General features: G+C 68.3%; 14 protein-coding genes. 8 read left to right on the forward strand and 6 right to left on the reverse strand.

Going from position 1 to position 19,010, the window contains the following annotated elements:
* Positions 1 to 53: 53 nt before the first annotated feature.
* The 7 genes from AB0P11_RS11070 (at position 54) to AB0P11_RS11100 (ending at position 9,889) form a co-directional block, all read left to right on the forward strand.
* Positions 54 to 1,448, forward strand: a complete 1,395-nt coding sequence (locus AB0P11_RS11070) for a DUF6350 family protein (protein ID WP_363521962.1) — start codon at positions 54 to 56, stop codon at positions 1,446 to 1,448.
* Positions 1,449 to 1,491: 43 nt separating this feature from the next.
* Entirely contained in the window at positions 1,492 to 2,079 is a 588-nt protein-coding gene (gene purN / locus AB0P11_RS11075; RefSeq protein WP_056277354.1) for a phosphoribosylglycinamide formyltransferase, read from the forward strand.
* 40 nt (positions 2,080 to 2,119) lie between these two features.
* Positions 2,120 to 3,727 carry a bifunctional phosphoribosylaminoimidazolecarboxamide formyltransferase/IMP cyclohydrolase gene (gene purH, locus AB0P11_RS11080; protein WP_053099011.1) on the forward strand — a complete coding sequence of 536 codons (1,608 nt, stop codon included), beginning with the start codon at positions 2,120 to 2,122 and terminating at the stop codon, positions 3,725 to 3,727.
* Between the two features lie 154 nt (positions 3,728 to 3,881).
* Entirely contained in the window at positions 3,882 to 5,381 is a 1,500-nt protein-coding gene (locus tag AB0P11_RS11085; protein ID WP_056277357.1) for an AlkA N-terminal domain-containing protein, read from the forward strand.
* The gene (locus tag AB0P11_RS11090) at positions 5,378 to 5,875 is read left to right on the forward strand and encodes a methylated-DNA--[protein]-cysteine S-methyltransferase (RefSeq protein ID WP_056277359.1); all 498 of its coding nucleotides are present in this window, start codon (positions 5,378 to 5,380) and stop codon (positions 5,873 to 5,875) included. Before AB0P11_RS11085 ends, AB0P11_RS11090 begins: the two co-directional genes overlap by 4 nt.
* Positions 5,876 to 6,146: 271 nt before the next feature.
* The gene (locus AB0P11_RS11095) at positions 6,147 to 8,078 is read left to right on the forward strand and encodes an ABC transporter ATP-binding protein (protein ID WP_053099014.1); all 1,932 of its coding nucleotides are present in this window, start codon (positions 6,147 to 6,149) and stop codon (positions 8,076 to 8,078) included.
* Entirely contained in the window at positions 8,075 to 9,889 is a 1,815-nt protein-coding gene (locus tag AB0P11_RS11100) for an ABC transporter ATP-binding protein (RefSeq protein WP_053099015.1), read from the forward strand. Before AB0P11_RS11095 ends, AB0P11_RS11100 begins: the two co-directional genes overlap by 4 nt.
* Before the next feature lie 124 nt (positions 9,890 to 10,013).
* On the opposite strand, the gene AB0P11_RS11105 is transcribed toward AB0P11_RS11100, so the two are convergent.
* Complete coding sequence (locus AB0P11_RS11105) at positions 10,014 to 10,862, reverse strand: DUF559 domain-containing protein (protein ID WP_187250097.1); 849 nt, start codon at positions 10,860 to 10,862, stop codon at positions 10,014 to 10,016.
* A gap of 316 nt (positions 10,863 to 11,178) precedes the next feature.
* Between AB0P11_RS11105 and AB0P11_RS11110 the strand changes: the two genes are divergently transcribed.
* Positions 11,179 to 11,982 carry a hypothetical protein gene (locus tag AB0P11_RS11110; protein ID WP_363521968.1) on the forward strand — a complete coding sequence of 268 codons (804 nt, stop codon included), beginning with the start codon at positions 11,179 to 11,181 and terminating at the stop codon, positions 11,980 to 11,982.
* A gap of 54 nt (positions 11,983 to 12,036) precedes the next feature.
* Here AB0P11_RS11110 and AB0P11_RS11115 read toward each other — a convergent pair whose 3' ends face one another.
* Genes AB0P11_RS11115 through AB0P11_RS11135 form a run of 5 tightly spaced genes read right to left on the reverse strand, consistent with a single transcriptional unit; the run spans position 12,037 to position 18,919 of the window.
* The gene (locus AB0P11_RS11115; protein WP_363521970.1) at positions 12,037 to 13,470 is read right to left on the reverse strand and encodes a GH1 family beta-glucosidase; all 1,434 of its coding nucleotides are present in this window, start codon (positions 13,468 to 13,470) and stop codon (positions 12,037 to 12,039) included.
* Positions 13,467 to 15,701 carry an alpha-xylosidase gene (gene yicI, locus AB0P11_RS11120; RefSeq protein WP_363521972.1) on the reverse strand — a complete coding sequence of 745 codons (2,235 nt, stop codon included), beginning with the start codon at positions 15,699 to 15,701 and terminating at the stop codon, positions 13,467 to 13,469. The genes AB0P11_RS11115 and yicI overlap by 4 nt, the downstream gene beginning before the upstream one ends.
* Complete coding sequence (locus AB0P11_RS11125; RefSeq protein WP_198032385.1) at positions 15,701 to 16,588, reverse strand: carbohydrate ABC transporter permease; 888 nt, start codon at positions 16,586 to 16,588, stop codon at positions 15,701 to 15,703. Before AB0P11_RS11125 ends, yicI begins: the two co-directional genes overlap by 1 nt.
* The gene (locus tag AB0P11_RS11130) at positions 16,588 to 17,553 is read right to left on the reverse strand and encodes a sugar ABC transporter permease (RefSeq protein WP_157538122.1); all 966 of its coding nucleotides are present in this window, start codon (positions 17,551 to 17,553) and stop codon (positions 16,588 to 16,590) included. The genes AB0P11_RS11125 and AB0P11_RS11130 overlap by 1 nt, the downstream gene beginning before the upstream one ends.
* Before the next feature lie 58 nt (positions 17,554 to 17,611).
* Complete coding sequence (locus tag AB0P11_RS11135) at positions 17,612 to 18,919, reverse strand: extracellular solute-binding protein (protein ID WP_363521974.1); 1,308 nt, start codon at positions 18,917 to 18,919, stop codon at positions 17,612 to 17,614.
* Between the last annotated feature and the right edge of the window lie 91 nt (positions 18,920 to 19,010).

Here is a 19,010-nt window from a genome sequence, read left to right on the forward strand (position 1 = left end):
GTCGCGCGCGCCCACAGGCGACGACAGGGTTCTCGTCGTAGTCTCGATTCGATATGCAACGCCTCCTCGTCGCGCTCCTCGCCGCCTTCGATGCCGCAATCGCTGCGGCGGTCGGTCTCGTGGTCCTGCTGGCGCCGCTCACCCTGCTCTGGACGCTCTCGTTCGGCGTCACGGCCGACTGGGGCGCGCTCTGGCCGCTCACCGGCACCCTGTGGCAGTTCGGCCACGGCGTGCCGCTGAGCATCGACGTATCGACCGAGGTGCTCCGCACGACGGGCATCGCACCGGCGGCCGCCGCCTTCACGCTCTCGGTGACACCGCTCGCGTTCCTGATCTTCACGCTGCTCTTCGCAGCCCGCTCCGGCACCCGCGCCGCGCGCGCGGGGGCCTGGCTCCTCGGCTCGCTCTCCGGCTCCCTCACGTTCGCGGCGATCGCGACCGGAGTCGCACTGACCGCCCATCTCGGAGCCGTCGAGACGCCCTTCGTCGAGGCGATCCTGCTTCCGACAGCCGTCTATCTCGTGGGCGCCGTGTGCGGTGCCGTCCGCATCGCCTGGGAGGACGGTGACGGCGGCTTCCTCGACCGGATCCACGACGTCGTCGACTCGTGGGGCGATTGGGGGCCGGTTCCGAGTGCGGCCGTGCGCGGAGCGGCCTTCGCCGTCGTGGGGACCACTGCAGTCTCCGCAGTTGCTGTCGCCGTGCTCACGGCGGCACGAGGCGGCGAGATGGTGGCTCTCTTCCAGGCGGCGCGGGTCGATGCGCTCGGCGCCGGAGTCATCACTCTCGGGCATCTCGCGTATCTGCCCACCATCATCGTCTGGGCGGCCTCCTGGCTCGCCGGACCCGGATTCGCCGTGGGTGTCGGCACAGCGGTGTCCCCGGCGGGCACCCAGCTCGGCGTGGTCCCCGGAATCCCCGTGCTCGGGCTGCTTCCCGAGAGCACGTCGATCTGGATGCTCATCGTCATCATCCTCCCGATCGGTGCCGGTGCCTTCGCCGGATGGGCGGTTCGGTCCCGCCTCGTCTGGGAGGGCACGCCGCTCGGTCTCGCCCCGCGTGCGACGATCGCCCTCGGAATCGGCGTGCTGACCGCCGCTGTCGCCGCGATCGCCGCCCTGTTCGCCGGAGGGTCGATGGGTCCGGGGCGGCTCTCCGAAGCCGGCCCTGCCCCGCTGCCGTTCGCTCTCGCGCTGGGGGGAGAGGTCCTGCTCGGCGCAGCGATCCTGCTCCTGTCGCCCCGCAATCGCGATGAGCTCGCGGAAGAGCGCACCGACCGCTGGGTCGCCGAGATGACGGCATCCGATGCGGTGTCGAACGCACGCACGGATCCCAGCGACGGAACGGTCGGCTGGCCGGACGGACCGTCGACCTATGACACGGCGCCGCTCGATGACGCGGGCGGATTCCGGCTCCCGCGGCGCGATCCGCGCGATCCCGTCGGCTGACATGCGGCTCGGGGCCTCCCATCGGCCCCGGTAGACTGGGCGCGTGCTCACGGTCGCCGTTCTCATCTCGGGCACCGGCTCGAACCTTCGCGCCCTCCTCGAGGCTGCTCGCCACCCCGATTTCCCTGCGCGGGTGGTGGTCGTCGGCGCCGACCGCGAAGCCGACGGCCTGGCTCACGCCGAGGAGTTCGGCATCCCGAGCTTCACGGTTCCGTGGCACGAGCACGAATCGCGCGAAGCCTGGGGCGAAGAGCTCGGCCGCCAGCTCGCCGTCTGGAACGCAGACCTCGTCGTGCTCAGCGGCCTGATGCGTCTGCTTCCTGCCGCCCTCGTCGCCGACCTCTCGCCACGACTGATCAACACGCATCCCGCATACCTGCCCGAGTTCCCCGGCGCACACGGAGTGCGCGACGCGCTCGCCGCGGGCGTCTCGGAGACCGGCGCGAGCGTGATCGTCGTCGACGACGGCGTCGACACCGGCCCGATCCTCGCGCAGGAGCGCGTGCCGGTCGTCGCCGGTGACACCGAGCACAGCCTCCACGAGCGCATCAAGCCCGTCGAGCGCCGACTTCTCATCGACGTGGTGCGCCGCATCGCGACCGGTGAGCTCTCGCTGACCTCAGCATCCTGAACCGATCCACGCACGCCCCCCTCGCACGAAGGAGCCCATCATGGCCGGCCCCCGCCACGACCACTCGCTGTACCGCGATCGCGACACCGTCCCGGTTCGCCGCGCACTCGTCTCGGTGAGCGACAAGTCCGGTCTGCTCGATCTCGCCGCCGCTCTCGCCGGCGCGGGCGTGCAGATCGTCTCGACCGGCTCGACGGCCTCCACGATCCGCGAGGCGGGCTTCGAGGTCACCGACGTCGCCGCCGTCACGGGAGTCGCCGAGATGCTCGACGGCCGCGTGAAGACGCTGCACCCGAAGATCCACGGCGGTCTGCTCGCGGACCTGCGCCTCGAGGATCACGAACGTCAGCTCGCGGATCTCGACATCGCGCCGTTCGAGCTCGTCGTCGTGAACCTGTATCCCTTCGTCGAGACGGTCGCCTCCGGTGCTGAGGGCGACGACGTGGTCGAGCAGATCGACATCGGCGGCCCCGCCATGGTGCGCGCCGCGGCCAAGAACCACGCGAACGTCGCGATCGTCGTCTCGCCGCAGTCGTACCCGGGCATCATCAGCGCCATCGAGAACGGCGGCACCACGCTGACGCAGCGCCGCGAGCTCGCGGCCCGTGCCTTCGCCCACACCGCCGCCTACGACACCGCGGTGGCCTCATGGTTCGCGGAGGGCACGCTCGGCGAGGGCGAGGACCTGCCGACGCACCTGACGATCCAGGCCGAGCTGCTGGCGACGCTGCGCTACGGCGAGAACTCGCACCAGCGCGGCGCGATCTACACGCGTGTCGGCGGCCACGGCATCGCCCAGGCGACGCAGCTGCAGGGCAAGGAGATGTCGTACAACAACTACGTCGACGCGGATGCCGCGCTGCGCGCCGCCTACGACATGGTGAAGCCGGCCGTCGCGATCATCAAGCACGCGAACCCGTGCGGCATCGCCACGACCGCCCCGAACGCCCTCGACCCGATCGCGAGCGCGCACATCCGCGCCCACGAGTGCGATCCGGTGTCGGCGTACGGGGGAGTGATCGCCGCGAACGGCACCGTCACCCTCAAGATGGCCGAGAATCTGAAGGACATCTTCACCGAGGTCATCGTCGCGCCGTCGTTCGAACCCGCAGCCCTCGAGGTGTTCAAGGCGAAGAAGAACCTGCGTCTGCTGCAGCTGCCGGAGGACTGGCAGCAGGAGCGCATGGATGTGCGCCTCGTCTCGGGCGGACTTCTGCTGCAGGATGCCGATCGCTTCCCCGACGACATCGTCTCGGTCGCGAAGAACTGGGAGCTCGTCTCGGGCGAGCGCCCCAGCGACGAGGAGATGGAGAACCTCATCTTCGCGTGGAAGGCGTGCCGCGCCGTCAAGTCGAACGCGATCGTGCTCGCGAAGGACAACGCCACGGTCGGCGTCGGCATGGGTCAGGTCAACCGTGTCGACTCGTGCCGCCTCGCGGTCGAGCGAGCCGGTGATCGTGCAGCCGGTTCTGTCGCTGCCTCCGATGCCTTCTTCCCGTTCGCCGACGGTGCGCAGGTGCTCATCGATGCGGGCGTCACCGCGATCGTGCAGCCCGGTGGCTCGGTGCGCGATGAAGAGGTCGTCGACGCCGCACGCAAGGCCGGCGTCACGATGTTCTTCACCGGGGAGCGTCACTTCTTCCACTGAGTGCGGCGGCCCTGAGGCCCAGGCACATCCGAGACCCCTCGCGCCGATGCAGGTGCGAGGGGTCTCGTCGTCGGATGATGCGGCCGATCCCGATGTCCACCGTGATGTCCGATTTCCGCCAGTCGATGTCGGAGGGCGGTGGCAGAGTGGAGGCATGAGCTTCCCCGTGACCGACTTCGATGAGCGATACCGTGCGATCAGCGCGCGCGACACCCGCTTCGACGGGCAGTTCGTGACCGCCGTGCGCTCTACCGGGATCTACTGCCGTCCGAGCTGCCCCGCGCGCACGCCCAAGCCGCAGAACGTCACCTTCTATCCCACCAGCGCAGCGGCGCACGAGGCGGGCTTTCGGGCGTGCAAGCGCTGTCTGCCCGAAGCTGCCCCGGGCTCGCCTGCGTGGGACCTGCGCAGTGACGTCGCGGCGCGGGCGATGCGTCTCATCGCCTCGGGCGTCGTCGAGCGCGAGGGAGTGTCGGGCCTCGCCGTGCGTCTCGGCTATTCGACACGGCACCTGACCCGACTGCTCTCGACCGAGCTGGGGGCAGGTCCGCTCGCCCTCGCGCGGGCGCATCGCGCGCACACGGCGCGCATGCTGCTGGTGGGCACGGACATGCAGATCTCGGATGTGGCTTTCTCGGCCGGTTTCGCGAGCATTCGGCAGTGCAACGACACGATCCGCGAGGTGTTCACTCTGACTCCGGGCGAGCTCAGGGCTCGACGGAAGACCCCGGCGTCCGCTGCTCCCGGTGCGATCGACCTCGTCCTCCCGTACCGCGGGCCGCTCGATGCGTCCGGAATCTTCCAGTGGATGGCTGCGCGTGCGGTATCGGGGGTCGAAGAGGCCGCGACCACATCTTTCTCTCGGCACCTGCGTATGGCGGGCGGGCCCGCGTGGTTCGAAGTGCATCAGGACTCGACGCAGCGACTGCACCTTCGGGCGCGCGTCGCTCAGCTCGGCGACCTCGCTCCGCTGGTGTCGACCGTGCGACGGATCTTCGACCTCGACGCCGACCCTCTCGCGGTCGACGAGGCGCTGAGCGCCCACCCCGAGATCGCTCCGCTGGTCGCGCGCACTCCGGGCATCCGCGTGCCGGGCTCGGCGGATCCGCACGAGATGCTGATCCGTGCCATGGTCGGTCAGCAGATCACCGTCGTCGCCGCGCGCACTGCCCTCACCGCGCTCGCCGACGCGCTGGGGGAGCGCACGGAGCAGGGGCTGCTCTTCCCGACGATGGCGGCGATCGCCGAGCACGGGGCCTCGGTGCTGCGCGGACCGGCCGCCCGCATCAGGGCGATCGTCGGCGCAGCCACGGCCCTCGCCGACGGCAGCCTCGCTCTCACGGTCGGCGACGACGGAGTCGAGCAGCGCGCTGCCCTGCTCGCGATGCCCGGCATCGGCCCCTGGACGGCCGACTATGTCCGGATGCGGGTGCTGGGCGACCCCGACGTGCTGCTCCCCGGCGACGTCGCACTTCGTGCGGGGGCCGCCGCGTCCGGACTGCCGGCGGATCCGCTGCCGCTGGTCGCGTGGGCCGAGCGGGCTGCCCCGTGGCGCAGTTATCTCAGTGCTCACCTCTGGCGAGCAGCGCCCGCACGTCCGGTTCGACGGCCGAGCGCGAGACAGACCACCGCCCTTGTGAAGGAGACCTCATGAACGCCATCATCCAGACCGTCGAGACGCTCGACGGACCGTTCACCATCCTCGCCGACGACCGTCAGCGGGTGCTCGCCTCTGGATGGACGGCCGACCAGGCGACGATCCTCGCACGGCTCGCCGTCCCGGTGCGGCCGACGGAGGTGCGCGAGGGCGAGACGGATGCGGCTGCCGCTGCGCTCTCTTTCTATGCCGGGGACCTCTCGGCGATCGACGCGGTCGCCGTGAAGCAGACGGGCACGGCGCTCCAGCTCACCGGATGGTCGGCGCTGAGGTCGATCGAGCCGGGGGAGCCGCTGACCTACACCTCGTTCGCAGCGCGGCTCGGCAACCCCCGTGCGGTGCGCGCCGCGGCATCGATCTGCGCCCGCAACGCCCCCGCGCTGTTCGTGCCCTGCCACCGTGTGCTGCGATCGGATGGCACCCTCGGCGGGTTCGCCTGGGGTCTCGACGTCAAGGCGAGCCTGCTGGAGCGAGAAGCCGCGCGGGCATGAATCGGGAATCTCTCTTGTGCTCAGCTTGTTCACAGGAATAGGCTGGTGGGCTGTCGCACCGACCGGGACGACATAGCCGAGCCCCTGAGGAGGACACCATGACATCGATCGCCGCTGTGCAGATCGCCGCTCTCGGCTCGACCCCGGTGCGCCCGCTCCGCTAGAGCCACTTTCCGACACGCACGACCACCGGATGCCGGACTCCGAGAGTCCTTCGCTGCGTCTGCCGCCTTCAGCAACCGCTTCCCCATACGAAACTCGTCTGAGAGACATGTCTTCCTCGCCTTCATCGCAGAACGCCTCCCCCTCCTCCTCCCTTTCCACACCGGCCGCACTGTGGCGCCTGAAGCCTTTCGTCAAGCCCGTCATCTGGCGGCTCGCGGGAGGCGCCGCGAGCGCGCTCGTCGCCGCGATCATCGCACTGATGATTCCCATCGTCCTCGAGCAGATCATCCGCGGTCCTGTGCGGACGGGCGCGATCGATGCGATCGCCTGGGGTGCGCTCGCGGTCTTCGGCCTCGCTCTGGGTGAGGCGCTCATGGTCTGGCTGCGCCGCCAGTTCGTGCTCAACCCCGCAACACAGGTCGAGTACAAGATGCGCACCGAGCTCTACTCGCGCCTGCAGACGCTGCCGGTCTCCTTCCATGACCGCTGGCAGTCGGGGCAGCTGCTGAGCCGGATGATGCAGGACATCGGCCTGATCCGCCGGTGGCTGGCCTTCGGCCTCGTCCTGCTGGTGGTCAACGTCCTGACTATCATCATCGGATCCGTGCTCCTGTTCCGCTGGCACTGGCTGCTGGGAGTGATCTTCATCGTCACCGCCATTCCGCTCTGGATCCGCGGCTACCTCTTCGAGAAGCGTTACGGCGCGCTCACTCGCCGCAGCCAGGACCAGGCCGGCGACCTCGCCACCAGCGTCGAGGAGAGCGTGCACGGCATCCGCGTGCTCAAGGCGTTCGGTCGGGGCAAGCACGCTCTGAGCCGCTTCAGCCGCCAGGCCGAGACGCTGCGTGAGACCGAGATGAGCAAGGCCGGCGCGATCGCGTCGATCTGGTTCTGGCTCGATCTCATGCCGCAGATCGCGTTCGGGCTGAGCTTGATGTCCGGCATCTGGCTGATCTCGCAGGGACAGATCGACGAGGCTCAGCTGTTCGCGTTCTTCGCCATGGCCGTCGTGCTGCGCTGGCCGATCGAATCGATCGGGTTCCTGTTCTCGTTCATGCTCGACGCCCGCACGGCGACCGATCGAGTGTTCGACATCTACTCCGAGACGAACAGCATCACCGACCCCGAGAACCCCGTGCACATCGCGGAACCCCGTGGCGAGCTCGCATTCGACAAGGCGCACTTCCGGTACCAGGACGCGGGCGCGAACGAGCGCGATCTGCTCGACGGCATCGATCTCGTGCTGCGCCCGGGCGAGACCATGGCGCTCGTGGGGCTGACCGGCAGCGGCAAGACCACCCTGACCACCCTGCCCACGCGCCTCTACGACGTCACCGGCGGGCGCGTGACGCTCGACGGCGTCGACGTGCGCGACCTGCCGCTCGCCGAGCTGCGTCAGCACATCGCGATGGCGTTCGAGGACGCCACGCTGTTCTCGGCCACCGTGCGCGAGAACGTCCTGCTCGGACGGGCCGATCTCGACGTGCACAGCGACGAGGCCGAACGAGTGCTGCGCGAAGCGCTCGACGTGGCACAGGCCTCTTTCGTGGACTCGCTCCCCGAGGGGGTCGAAACCGTCATCGGCGAGGAAGGGTTGAGCCTGTCCGGCGGACAGCGTCAGCGTCTCGCACTGGCCAGGGCGGTCGCCGCCAAGCCGAAGGTGCTCGTGCTCGATGACCCGTTGTCGGCGCTCGACGTCGACACCGAGGCTCTCGTCGAAGAGGCGCTGCGGCACGTGCTGGCCGATACGACCGCCATGATCGTGGCGCACAGGCCCTCGACCGTGGCTCTGGCCGACCGGGTCGCGCTGCTCGAATCGGGCCGAGTCACCGCCGTCGGGACGCACAGCGAGCTGCTGAAGACGAGTCGTCACTACCGCCACGTCATCTCCAGCCTCGAGGCTGAGGAGGCGGCGCGCACCGGCGCGATCCCGATCATCCGCGATGAGGAAGACGAGATCGACGCCGTCGTGCAGGACGGGATCCGCCAGGACGCCGCCGACGAAGACATCATCACCGAGAAGGAGGTGCAGCGATGAGCTCCGCGATCACCGGAACCCAGGACGAAGACCGCTCCAGCTACACCAAGGAGGAGAGCCGGGCCATCCGTCGCCGGTCGCTCCGACTGCTGGGATCGCTCGTGCGTCCGCTGAAGCCGCAGATCACTCTGGCGGCCATCGTTCTCGTCATCTCGACGGCGCTCCAGGTCGCGGGACCGATCCTCATCAGCATCGGTCTCGACCGTGCCCTGCCCGCTGTGCTCGAGCGCGCCGATTGGATGCCGACCTTCATGATCGGCGGGATCTACCTTCTCGCCGGCGCCGTCGCGGCGGCGATGATCGCCTGGTACGTGATCATCGCGGCCAAGCTCACGCAGGCAGTGCTGCTCGACCTCCGCAAGCGGATCTTCCTGCACACCCAGCGCCTCAGCCTGGAATTCCATGAGTCCTACACGTCCGGTCGCATCATCTCGCGTCAGACGAGCGACCTCGACTCGATCAAGGAGCTGCTCGACGGCGGGCTGAACGAGCTCGTCTCCGGCGTGCTGTTCGGCCTGTTCACCTTCATCGCGCTGTGCGTGTGGGACTGGCAGTCCGGGCTCATCCTCGCGATCGGCGGCGTACCCCTGTTCTTCCTGATGCGCTGGTTCTACTCGCGCTCGCAGCTCGTCTACCGTGAGTCGCGCGTCATCAGCGCGAAGGTCATCGTGCAGTTCGTCGAGACCATGACCGGCATCCGTGCCGTCAAGGCCTTCCGCAAGGAGCCTCGCAACGACGTGACCTTCCAGAAGATCGCCGGCGACTACCGGGACGTCAACCGACGCTCGATGCTGCTGTTCGGCACGTTCGAGCCCGGCCTGATGGGCGTCGCGGCGCTCGTGCTCGGAATCGTCGTGCTGTGGGGCGGCATCAGGGTCTCGAACGAGACCCTCACCGTCGGCGTGCTGCTGTCGGCCGTGCTGTACGTGCGCAACTTCTTCGCGCCGATGCAGGAGATCGCGATGTTCCTGAACTCCTACCAGTCCGCCACCGCGGCCCTGGAGAAGGTGTCCGGAGTGCTCGAAGAGGTGCCGACGGTTCCGGATCCCGAGAAGCCGGTCGACCTGTGGGAGTCGCGCGGACACGTGCGGTTCGACGAGGTCACGTTCGGATACAACGGCGAGAAGACCATCCTGCCGAACTTCTCGCTCGACATCCCTGCCGGGCAGACGATCGCGCTGGTGGGTACCACGGGCGCGGGCAAGTCCACTCTGGCGAAGCTGATCTCCCGGTTCTACGACCCGTCGATCGGCACGGTCACGCTCGATGGAGTCGACCTGCGCAGCCTGCATCCGAAGGACCTGCGTCGCGCCATCGTGATGGTCACGCAAGAGGCCTACCTCTTCAGCGGCACGGTCGCCGACAACATCGCTCTCGGAAAGCCCGATGCCTCGCTGGATGAGATCCGTGCGGCTGCCCGCGCGGTCGGGGCAGACGAGTTCATCTCGTCGCTGCCCGACGGATACGGCACCGACGTCAACAAGCGCGGTGGCCGGGTGTCGGCGGGGCAGCGTCAGCTGATCTCGTTCGCGCGGGCGTTCCTCGCGGACCCTGCGGTGCTGATCCTCGACGAGGCGACCGCGTCGCTCGACATCCCCTCGGAACGTCTGATCCAGGATGCGCTGCAGACGCTCCTCAAGGACCGCACGGCGATCATCATCGCGCACCGGCTGTCGACGGTCGCGATCGCCGACCGGGTGCTCGTGATGGAGCACGGCAAGATCATCGAGGACGACACCCCGGAGACCCTCATCAGCGGCACGGGCAAGTTCGCTCAGTTGCACGCCGCCTGGCAGCAGACGCTGGTGTGACCGTCTCCTGAGCGAGCGCGACTGCTGTCGTCCTCTGCGTCTTCTGCGGCCAGGCGCACTTCTGCGGCCACGACGAGAAGTCGTGGCCGCAGAAGTTCACTGTGGCCGCACGAACCGTTGGCCATCATCGGCGCCGACGGGGTGGAAGATGCAACCCCCGCGCGATCGCGGCCTGCAGAGTGCGCTCGACGTCTTCCCACCCGTGCACGATCTGCGCATAGGACAGGCGCAACACGGTGTACCCGCGCAGGCGCAGCTCGGCATCATGGGCGACATCGGATCCCCGCTGCGCCGACGAGGAGTGATGTGCGTATCCGTCGATCTGCACGACCAGGTGTGAGCCGATCACGATGTCGACCCGGCGACCCGCGAGCCGGACCTGCTGGCGCAGGGGCACACCCCAACCACTGAGCCGTACGACCACCATCGTCTCCAGGCCGGAGTCCGACAGTCCGATGACCTCCTCGGCCAGTGCGCGCGACCGCGGCTCACGCCATTCCACCAGTCGAAGAGCTTCGACGTCGAGCCGCTCGATGCGGACGGCCGACTCCCAGATCACCCGTGCGTCCTCGTGGAGGCAGCAGCCGGCGATGTGCGCCAAAGCGTCTTCGACGGACGCCGTGAGTCGCCGCGGGCCGCAGTCGACGAGCGGCGCGCCCCAATGCAGGGTCGCGTCATCTCGGTGGCGGTGCGCATTGGGCCCGACCTGCAGGTGCAGACCGCCCGGCGCTCGATCCGGCACCCACCACCCGCGACGACGTGCGAGCGACACGCAGGTCAGCCGCGCGGATGCCGCGGCAGCCGCCACCAGGTCGTCGGGCGCCGATGCCAGGGCCACCCACTGAGCGCGCAGGCGGCGCACTGCTCCGGAGCGGATCGCCCCACGAACCTGTCTCGGGGCGAAGCCGTGTTCGGCAGCGTCCGATCGGTGGGCGATGCCGCCTCGCGCAGTGAGCCATTCCCTCAGGTCCATCGCCTCAGGATGCCGCCCCGCCCACCTCCTCGAAAGCCGGCTACCCGCATCCTGAGGAGAACCGACTGCCGAAGCGGGATGTGGAGGGGCAGTCACGCCCTCCACTTCGGCGGCTCGGGTGAGCTTCTGCGGCCGTGAGCTTCGGCCCTGGCCGCAGAAGGTGACCAAAGCCGCAGATGTGGGGAGGGAGACACGAGGGAGGAGGGGGAGAGGGGAGGGGAGGAGGGGAGGGGGGAGGGGGGGAGGAGGACAGGAGGAGGGGAAAGGGGGAGAGGGGGGAAGGGACACGAGCCTTGGCTCTGGGTACCATCGAGGTATGGATCCGCTGCTGCTCGCCGTCGAGTTGTGGTGGATCGCGCCCGCCGCAGCCGGGGGTGTCGCAGCCGGCGCGGTCGGGCTGCGTCGCCGCAGCATCAAGAGCGGACGCCGACTCGAGTACGACGCGGCTCGGCATGATCTCAAAGCCGCCAGGCAGACGGCGGTCGAGAGGCGGATGGCCGTCAAGCTGGCGCGCGCCGACGTCGCCCGCATCTCGGCCGAACGCAGCGCGCGGCGTGCGACCCCGGAGCAGGTCGCGGGTGCCAAGCGGATGCTGCGGGCGAAGGAGAACGACGCCAAAGCCGCGTCCGCCGACGTCCGCGCCAAGCAGGTGCGCCTGAACGCCGCCCGTGCGGCGATCCCGCCGGCATCCGCACCACGCCCCCTGGAGAGGCTTCAGGCGCAGCACGAGGCGATCGTCGTGCGCTGGATGAGCTACGAGACCGATCCGGGGCTGCAGATCGCCTACCCGGAGATGACCGACGTCCGACAGCCGACGACTGCGGCGTATCTGCGCGCGGCAGCGCACGCGGTCGAGATGCGCCGCGCCGCCACCGGAAGGGTCAGCGCGGCGGACTTCGCCGCGTACCGCGACGCCGTCGCCGATCTCGAGCGGGCCTTCGAAGCGGCCGAGCACGCCGCTCGGGTGCACGCGGGAGAGGCGTCCTCGGCATCGTCCACCTGGCAGGATGCCGCGCAGGATGTGATCAGTCGGTCGGCCGAGGCGATCGACCGTGCCGCCGGTGCCGCCGCATCGGCGTTCGCCGCGTGGAACGAACGCAAACGCCCGGACAAGCGCTGAGCGCCGCCTCCGCAGGGCGAAGACGGCGCTCGATGCTCACGTGAGTGCGGTGCCTCAGGCGCCGATCGTCCGTGAGGCGATCAGCTGTCGATACCAGTGCCCCGAGTCCTTGACGGTGCGTTCGAGCGAGTCGAAGTCCACGCGCACGATGCCGAATCTCTTGGCATAGCCGTAGCCCCACTCGAAGTTGTCGAGGAGCGACCACACGAAGTAGCCGCGCAGGTCGACACCGCGCTGGATCGCACGATGAGCGGCCGTGAAGTGCCTGCGCAGGTAGTCGGTGCGCTCGGGATCGGGGACGGAGCCGTCCTCAGCCACCTCGTCGTCGAACGCCGCCCCGTTCTCGGTGACCATGAGCGGCTGCGACGGGAACTGCTCCGACAGCGAGACGAGCAGCTCCTCCAGTCCCTCGGGCGCGATGTTCCATCCCATCGCCGTGTACGGCCCCGGCTGCTCGACGAACTCGACCAGCTGATCGCTGCCCGGCCACGCCGTGCCTCCGGCCGTGCCCTTGTGCCCGTCGTTCTGCTGCTTCTCCGACACCCCGTCCCACAGGCGGACGGTCGCCGTCGAGTAGTAGTTGACCCCGAGGACGTCGATCGGCTGGTTGATCGTGGCGAGGTCGCCATCCTGCACGAACGACCAGTCGGTGACCGATGCCGTGTCGTCGAGGAGGTCTGCGGGGTACTCGCCGCGCAGCATCGGGTGGGTGAAGGCGCGATTCGCGAGACCGTCGATCCGGCGCATGGCCTCGTCAGCGCCGTCGCCGACGCCGCGCAGGACATGGAAGTTCAACGTCACCGAGTAGTCCGGGTCACCGGTCGACGTCGCCCGGAGCGCCTGGATGGCGCGCCCGTGCGCAAGGTTCAGGTGGTGCACGGCCGACAGCGCGGAGGCGGGCTCGTGCCGACCCGGCGCGTGACCGCCCTGACCGTAGCCCAAGTAGGCGGAGCACCAGGGCTCGTTGAGCGTGGTCCAGGTGTGTACCCGGTCGCCCAGTGCTGCGCCCACGATCGACGCGTATCGCTCGAAGGCATCGGTCGTGGCGCGAGACGTCCACCCGCCCGCATCCTCGAGGTACTGCGGAAGATCCCAGTGGTAGAGGGTCGCCACGGGGCGGATGCCGCGCTCGAGGAGTCCGTCGACGAGACGCGAGTAGAAGTCGATGCCCGCCTGATTGACTCGTCCGTCTGCCGCAGGGACGATGCGCGGCCAGGCGATCGAGAATCGGTAGGCCTGCAGTCCGAGATCCGACATCAGGTCGAGGTCCTCATCGACGCGATGGTAGTGATCGCAGGCCACATCGCCGGTGTCGCCGTTCCACACCTTGCCCGGCGTTCGGCTGAACGTGTCCCAGATCGACGGCGTCCTGCCGTCCTCGTCTGCCGCACCCTCGATCTGGTACGCGGCGGTCGCCGATCCGAACGTGAAGCCCTCGGGGAGGACGAGTCCGGATCCGCGGTAGTCATCGGCGGGGGAGAGAGTCACCGGGTCACCTCCGTCAGGTCGGTTTCGTAGATCTTCTCACGGCCGTCGGGGCTCGTGACCGTCACCGTCGTCGACCCCGATCCGCCGGGGAACACGCGCAGTCGCAGGCCGTCGTGATAGTCGTAGTCCGGCCGATCGGTGCGAGCGCCCCAGGGGAGCGCGGTGCCGGGGCGCACGTACAGCGGCAGCGAATCGAAGGCATGGGTCTCCCGGCGCCATCCGCCGCCCGCGACCGTCTCTCCCGTCAGCAGCGACGTCCACTCGCCCTCCGGGAGATAGAACTCCACCGTTCCGTCCTCCGAGAAGACCGGCGCGACGAGCAGGTCAGAGCCCAGCATGTACTGCCGGTCGAGGTAGCCGACGGCCGGGTCGTCCGGGAACTCCAGCTGCATCGGACGCATCACCGGCAGCCCGGTCCTCGAGGCGATGATGCCCTGCTGATAGAGGTAGGGCATGAGCTGCATCTTGAGGTGCGTGAAGCGCCTCGTCACGTCGACGGCCTCCTCGTCGAAGGCCCACGGCACCCGGTACGAGCTCGAGCCGTGGAAGCGGGAGTGCGAGCCGAGCAGGCCGAACGCCGTCCAGCGTTTGAAGACCCCGGCATCCGGAGTGCCCTCGAAGCCCCCGATGTCGTGACTCCAGAAGGCGAAGCCGCTGAGCGCCAGCGACAGCCCTCCGCGCAGGGTCTCGGCCATCGACGCATAGGTCGAGGTGGAATCCCCGCCCCAGTGCACCGGCATGCTCTGTCCGCCCGCCGTGGCCGAGCGCGCGAACAGCACGGCGTCATCCGCGCCGCGGGCGTCGACGAGCACGTCGTGCACCGCGCGATTGTAGAGATCGGTGTACAGGTTGTGCATGCGCTCGGGGTCGGAGCCGTCGGCCCAGACGACCTCGGTCGGGATGCGCTCGCCGAAGTCGGTCTTGAAGCAGTCCACGCCCTGGTCGATCAACCCGCGGAGCTTCGACTGGTACCAGGCGGTGGCCTCGGGGTTCGTGAAGTCCACGAGACCCATACCCGCCTGCCACAGGTCCCACTGCCAGACCGATCCGTCGGGGCGCTGCACGAGGAAGCCCTGATCGGCGGCCTCGCGGAACAGCGGGGAGCGCTGGGCGATGTAGGGGTTGATCCAGACGCAGACGCGCAGGTCCTTGTCGTGCAGTCGCGACAGCATGCCCTCGGGATCGGGGAACACCCGCGAATCCCAGACGAAGTCGGTCCAGTTGAATTCCCGCATCCAGAAGCAGTCGAAATGGAACACCGACACCGGCAGCTCCCGCGCCGCCATCTCGTCGATGAACGAGTTGACGGTCTGCTCGTCGTAGTCGGTCGTGAAGCTCGTCGACAGCCAGAGCCCGTATGACCAGGCGGGAACCACCGGCGGCCGTCCGGTGAGAGCGGTGTAGCGCGAGAGCACCTCCTTCGGCGTCGGACCGGCGATGAGGAAGTACTCGAGCACCTCTCCCGAGACCGAGAACTGCACGCGCTCGACGGATTCCGAGCCGATCTCGTACGACACGTGACCCGGATCGTTCACGAGAACCCCGTACCCGCGGTTCGACACATGGAACGGGATGCTCTTGTACGCCTGCTCGCTCGAGGTCCCGCCGTCGGCGTTCCAGATGTCGACCGACTGACCGTTCTTCACCAGCGGGCCGAAGCGTTCGCCGAGGCCGTAGATGAGCTCGCCCACTCCCAGGTCGAGCTGCTCGTGCACGAAGACGGATCCGCTGGGGGTCGAGCCGCCCTGGCGGGCGTTGTCGACGATTCCGGCATCCACCTGCGCGTCCGGAGCGAGCCGGACGTAGCCCTGAGCCTTGTGCCCGCTTCCGGTCACACGCCTGCCGTCGACCTCGAAGGACAGGCCCCACGGCGCACCGTGTGTGATCCGCGCCACGAGCGAACCGGCATCCAGGACGCCGCCCGCCTCGCTCACGGACACGGCGGCGGCCCCCGCTCCTGCGCCGGGGAGGCCGAATCCGCCGTGCCAGCGGCCGCCTTCGTGGTGCGCGATGCGCACGCGCACCACCCCTTCGGCGGGAGAGGAGAGCGTGGTCGTGAGCACGGGACGGTTCAGGGTGTCGCCGCGCTTGGCGATCACCATGGTGGGCGCCGTGATGACGATCCCTCGCCCGTCGGGGGTGTCGGTGGTCTCGGCGATGTCATAGGCCTCCTGCGCGTACAGCGCGGTGACCCCTGGACGCAGTTGCCAGAACCCGTCGGTGAACTTCATTACTTGACTGCTCCTGCCGTGATGCCGCGCGTGAGGGTGCGCTGGAAGATGAGGAAGAAGATGAGCGTGGGGATGATGCCGAGCAGCGCTGACGCGCTCGTCGTCGTGACGTCCATGAGCCGGTCGCCCTGCAGCACGCTGATCGCCACGGGGACCGTCTGGTTGGCGTTCGACGCGAGGAAGGTCAGCGGGATCAGGAACTCGTTCCACGTCCAGATGAAGAAGAAGATGAGCAGCACCGACAGGGTCGGACGGCTGATCGGGAAGACGACCCGCCACAGGATCTGCCAGCGGCTCGCGCCGTCGAGGGACGCCGCCTCGAGGATCTCCTTCGGGAACGTCCCGTAGACCGACGACAGCAGATACGTGCCGAACGCCGCCTGGATCACGGTGAAGACGATGATCACCGACCACACGTTGTCGTACAGGCCGACGGACTTGAACATGTAGTAGAGCGGGTAGAGGAGGGCCTCCTGGGGCAGCAGGTTCGCGAGCAGGAAGAGCAGCACGATCCAGCTGCGTCCGCGGACTCGCCCGATGCCGATCGCGAAGGCGTTGAGCATCGAGATGACCACGGCGAGGACGGAGACCACGCCAGCGATGAAGAGCGAGTTCCAGACCTTCTCGGGGAAGTTCACCCTCTCCCAGAACTTGATGATCCCGCCGAAGTCGAGGGTCTCGGGGAACGCCAGCGGACCCGACGTCGCGTAGTCGACCGGCGACTTGAACGAGTTGACCAGCACGAGGTAGAACGGCGCGATGATCAGCAGCGCACCGATCACGACGAGGGCGAGCATGAGCCAGTCGATCGGACGCTTCTTGGTCATGCCGCCGCGCGGACGGCTGGTGGCCGGCTTGCCGGTGACGATGGCGGTGGTGGCGTGCATCAGAGACCCGCCCTTTCCTTGCGCTCGAGCGAGTTCTGCACGCGGATGAAGATGATCGACACGATCACCACGACGATGGTCAGCACGGTGGCGATGGTCGCGCCGTAGCCGACGTTCCGCTTCGTGAAGAACTCCTGGTAGGCGTAGTACGCGGGCACCAGGGTGGCGCCTGCGGGGCCGCCGCGGGTGATGATGTAGACGGGGCCGAAGACCTTGAGTGCCGCGATCGTGCAGGTCAGAGTGACGACGAAGATCTCCGGGCGGATGATGCTCATCGTGATCGCCGAGAATCGCTGGAACCAGTTCGCCCCGTCGAGTTCGGCGGCTTCGTAGAGCTCAGGGTCGACGCGCTGCAGCGCCGCCATGAAGACGACCACGGGGTAGCCGAGCTGCACCCACACCATGACGACCATCAGCACGATGAGGGCCGAGGGCATCTGGCCGAGCCAGTCGTAGGCGGGGATGCCGAACCATCCGAGGATCTGGTTCAGCGCGCCGTCGCCACCCGGCCGGACGATCCAGCCGATCACGATGCCGGCGACGGCGATCGGGAGGATCTGGGGGAGGTAGTACGTCGCCCGCAGGAAGCTGCCCACCTTGCCGCCGAACTTGCGTCCGACGACGTCGAAGAGAAGGGCGGCGACGATGAGACCGACGATCGTGGGCACCACGACCATGGCGATGATCATCCACACCGAGTTCGTGAATGAGGTCCAGAAGTCGCTGTCGGTGAGGATCTTCTGCCAGTTCTCGAGACCGATGAACTCCGGTGTGCGGACGCCCTTCCACTTCGTGAAGGTCAGATACACGTTCCAGATCAGCGGGACGATGACGACGACGAGGAGCAGGACGAAGCCCGGGAGCAGGTACATCCAGTAGGCGCCGGTCCCACCGCTGCGCTGCGGGATCGACGGCTCTTCGGGCGGCAGCTTCGTGCGGCCCTCGCGGCGGGTGACGAGTGACATGTTCATCTCCAGGAGGATGCGGGGGCGGCGACGTGCGGTCGCCGCCCCCGCGAGTGGATCAACGGAATTCGGACGTGCCCTCGTCGTACTGCTCGCCGAGGTTGGTGTTGGTCGTCTCGGCGTCCTGCGTGCCGGTGATCAGACCCTGGAGCTCCTGGACGATCACGTCGTAGAAGCCGGGGGCGGGCCAGTCGGGGTAGAACGAGAGTCCGTCGGCGTCGAGCACGCCGTTGAACGTCTCGATCAGGGCCGCGCTCTTCTCATCGGTGATGTCAGCGGTGTCTGCCGCGACGGGGAGGCCGCCGTTGTTGCCGATGATCGCCTGGATCTCCGGCCGCATCGTGATGTCGATGAACTCGTACGCGAGCTCCTTGTTCGCGGCGTTCTCGGGGACGACCCACAGGTTGCCGGACGAGCCGAGCGAGAGATCCGCTCCAGGGAACGCCGTCATCGTCCAATCGAAGCCGGTGGCCTCCGAGACGAAGCGTCCGAACCACCAGGAGCCCGAGACGAAGATCGGCGAGGTGCCGTTGATGAACGAGACACCGGCGTCCTCGGCCTTGACCGATGAGACGTCCGAGGCGATGTAGCCCTTGTCGACGTATTCCTGGAGCGTCTCGGAGGCGGCGGTGACCTCCGGGCCCTGCCAATCGACCTCTCCGTCGTAGAGCTGATAGGAGTCGACGAAGTCGCGGTCTCCTTCGAGCAGCGCGAGCTGATACCACAGCTGTCCGAGCGGGTACTCCGCACCGGCCTCGGCGAGAGGGGTGACTCCCTGTGCGACGAACGCGTCGAGCACGTCGACGAACTCCTCGTAGGTGGTGGGGATCTCGAGCCCTGCCGCGGCGAACGCGTCCTGGTTGTAGTAGACGCCGACGAACTCGCCGTAGTTCGGGACGCCGAACCACGTGTCACCGCCCATCACACCGTCTTCGGAGTACTTCGCGGTGGTCTGGAGAGAGGGTGCGAGCTTCTCGTCCCACCCGTACTCCTCGACGGCGTCGGAGATGTCGGCGATCAGGCCGGTGGAGGCGAGGAAGCCGGCCGTCGCGTTGCCCTTGTTGAACTCCATGAGGTCGGGGGCGGCGTCCGTGTCGAGCACCTGGCTGGCGGTCTTCTGGATCTGTTCGAAGGACTTCTCCTCGAACTCGACCTTCGCGCCGGTCTCCTCCTCGAAGATCGCGATCGCCTCGGCCCACGCCTTGCCCATCGCGCTGTCGGCGCCCTCGTAGTGCCAGAGCTTGAGGGTGTCGCCGCCGCCCCCCTCGTCGCCGGAACCGGCGGTGCATCCGCTCAGGGCGATGCCTGTCGCGGTGAGAGCGGCGAGAGCCGCCAACGTCTTCGTCCTGCGGGTGGTGCGTGCCATCGTCGGCACTCCTTTCTCGGTGGCCCTGGGGCCGGACACTTCAGTGGGTCGGGTGTTCAGTTGTGATGAGGCGATCGTCGAAGCGCTTCGA

The organism is Microbacterium sp. NPDC079176 (assembly GCF_040686675.1).
Lineage (GTDB): Bacteria > Actinomycetota > Actinomycetes > Actinomycetales > Microbacteriaceae > Microbacterium.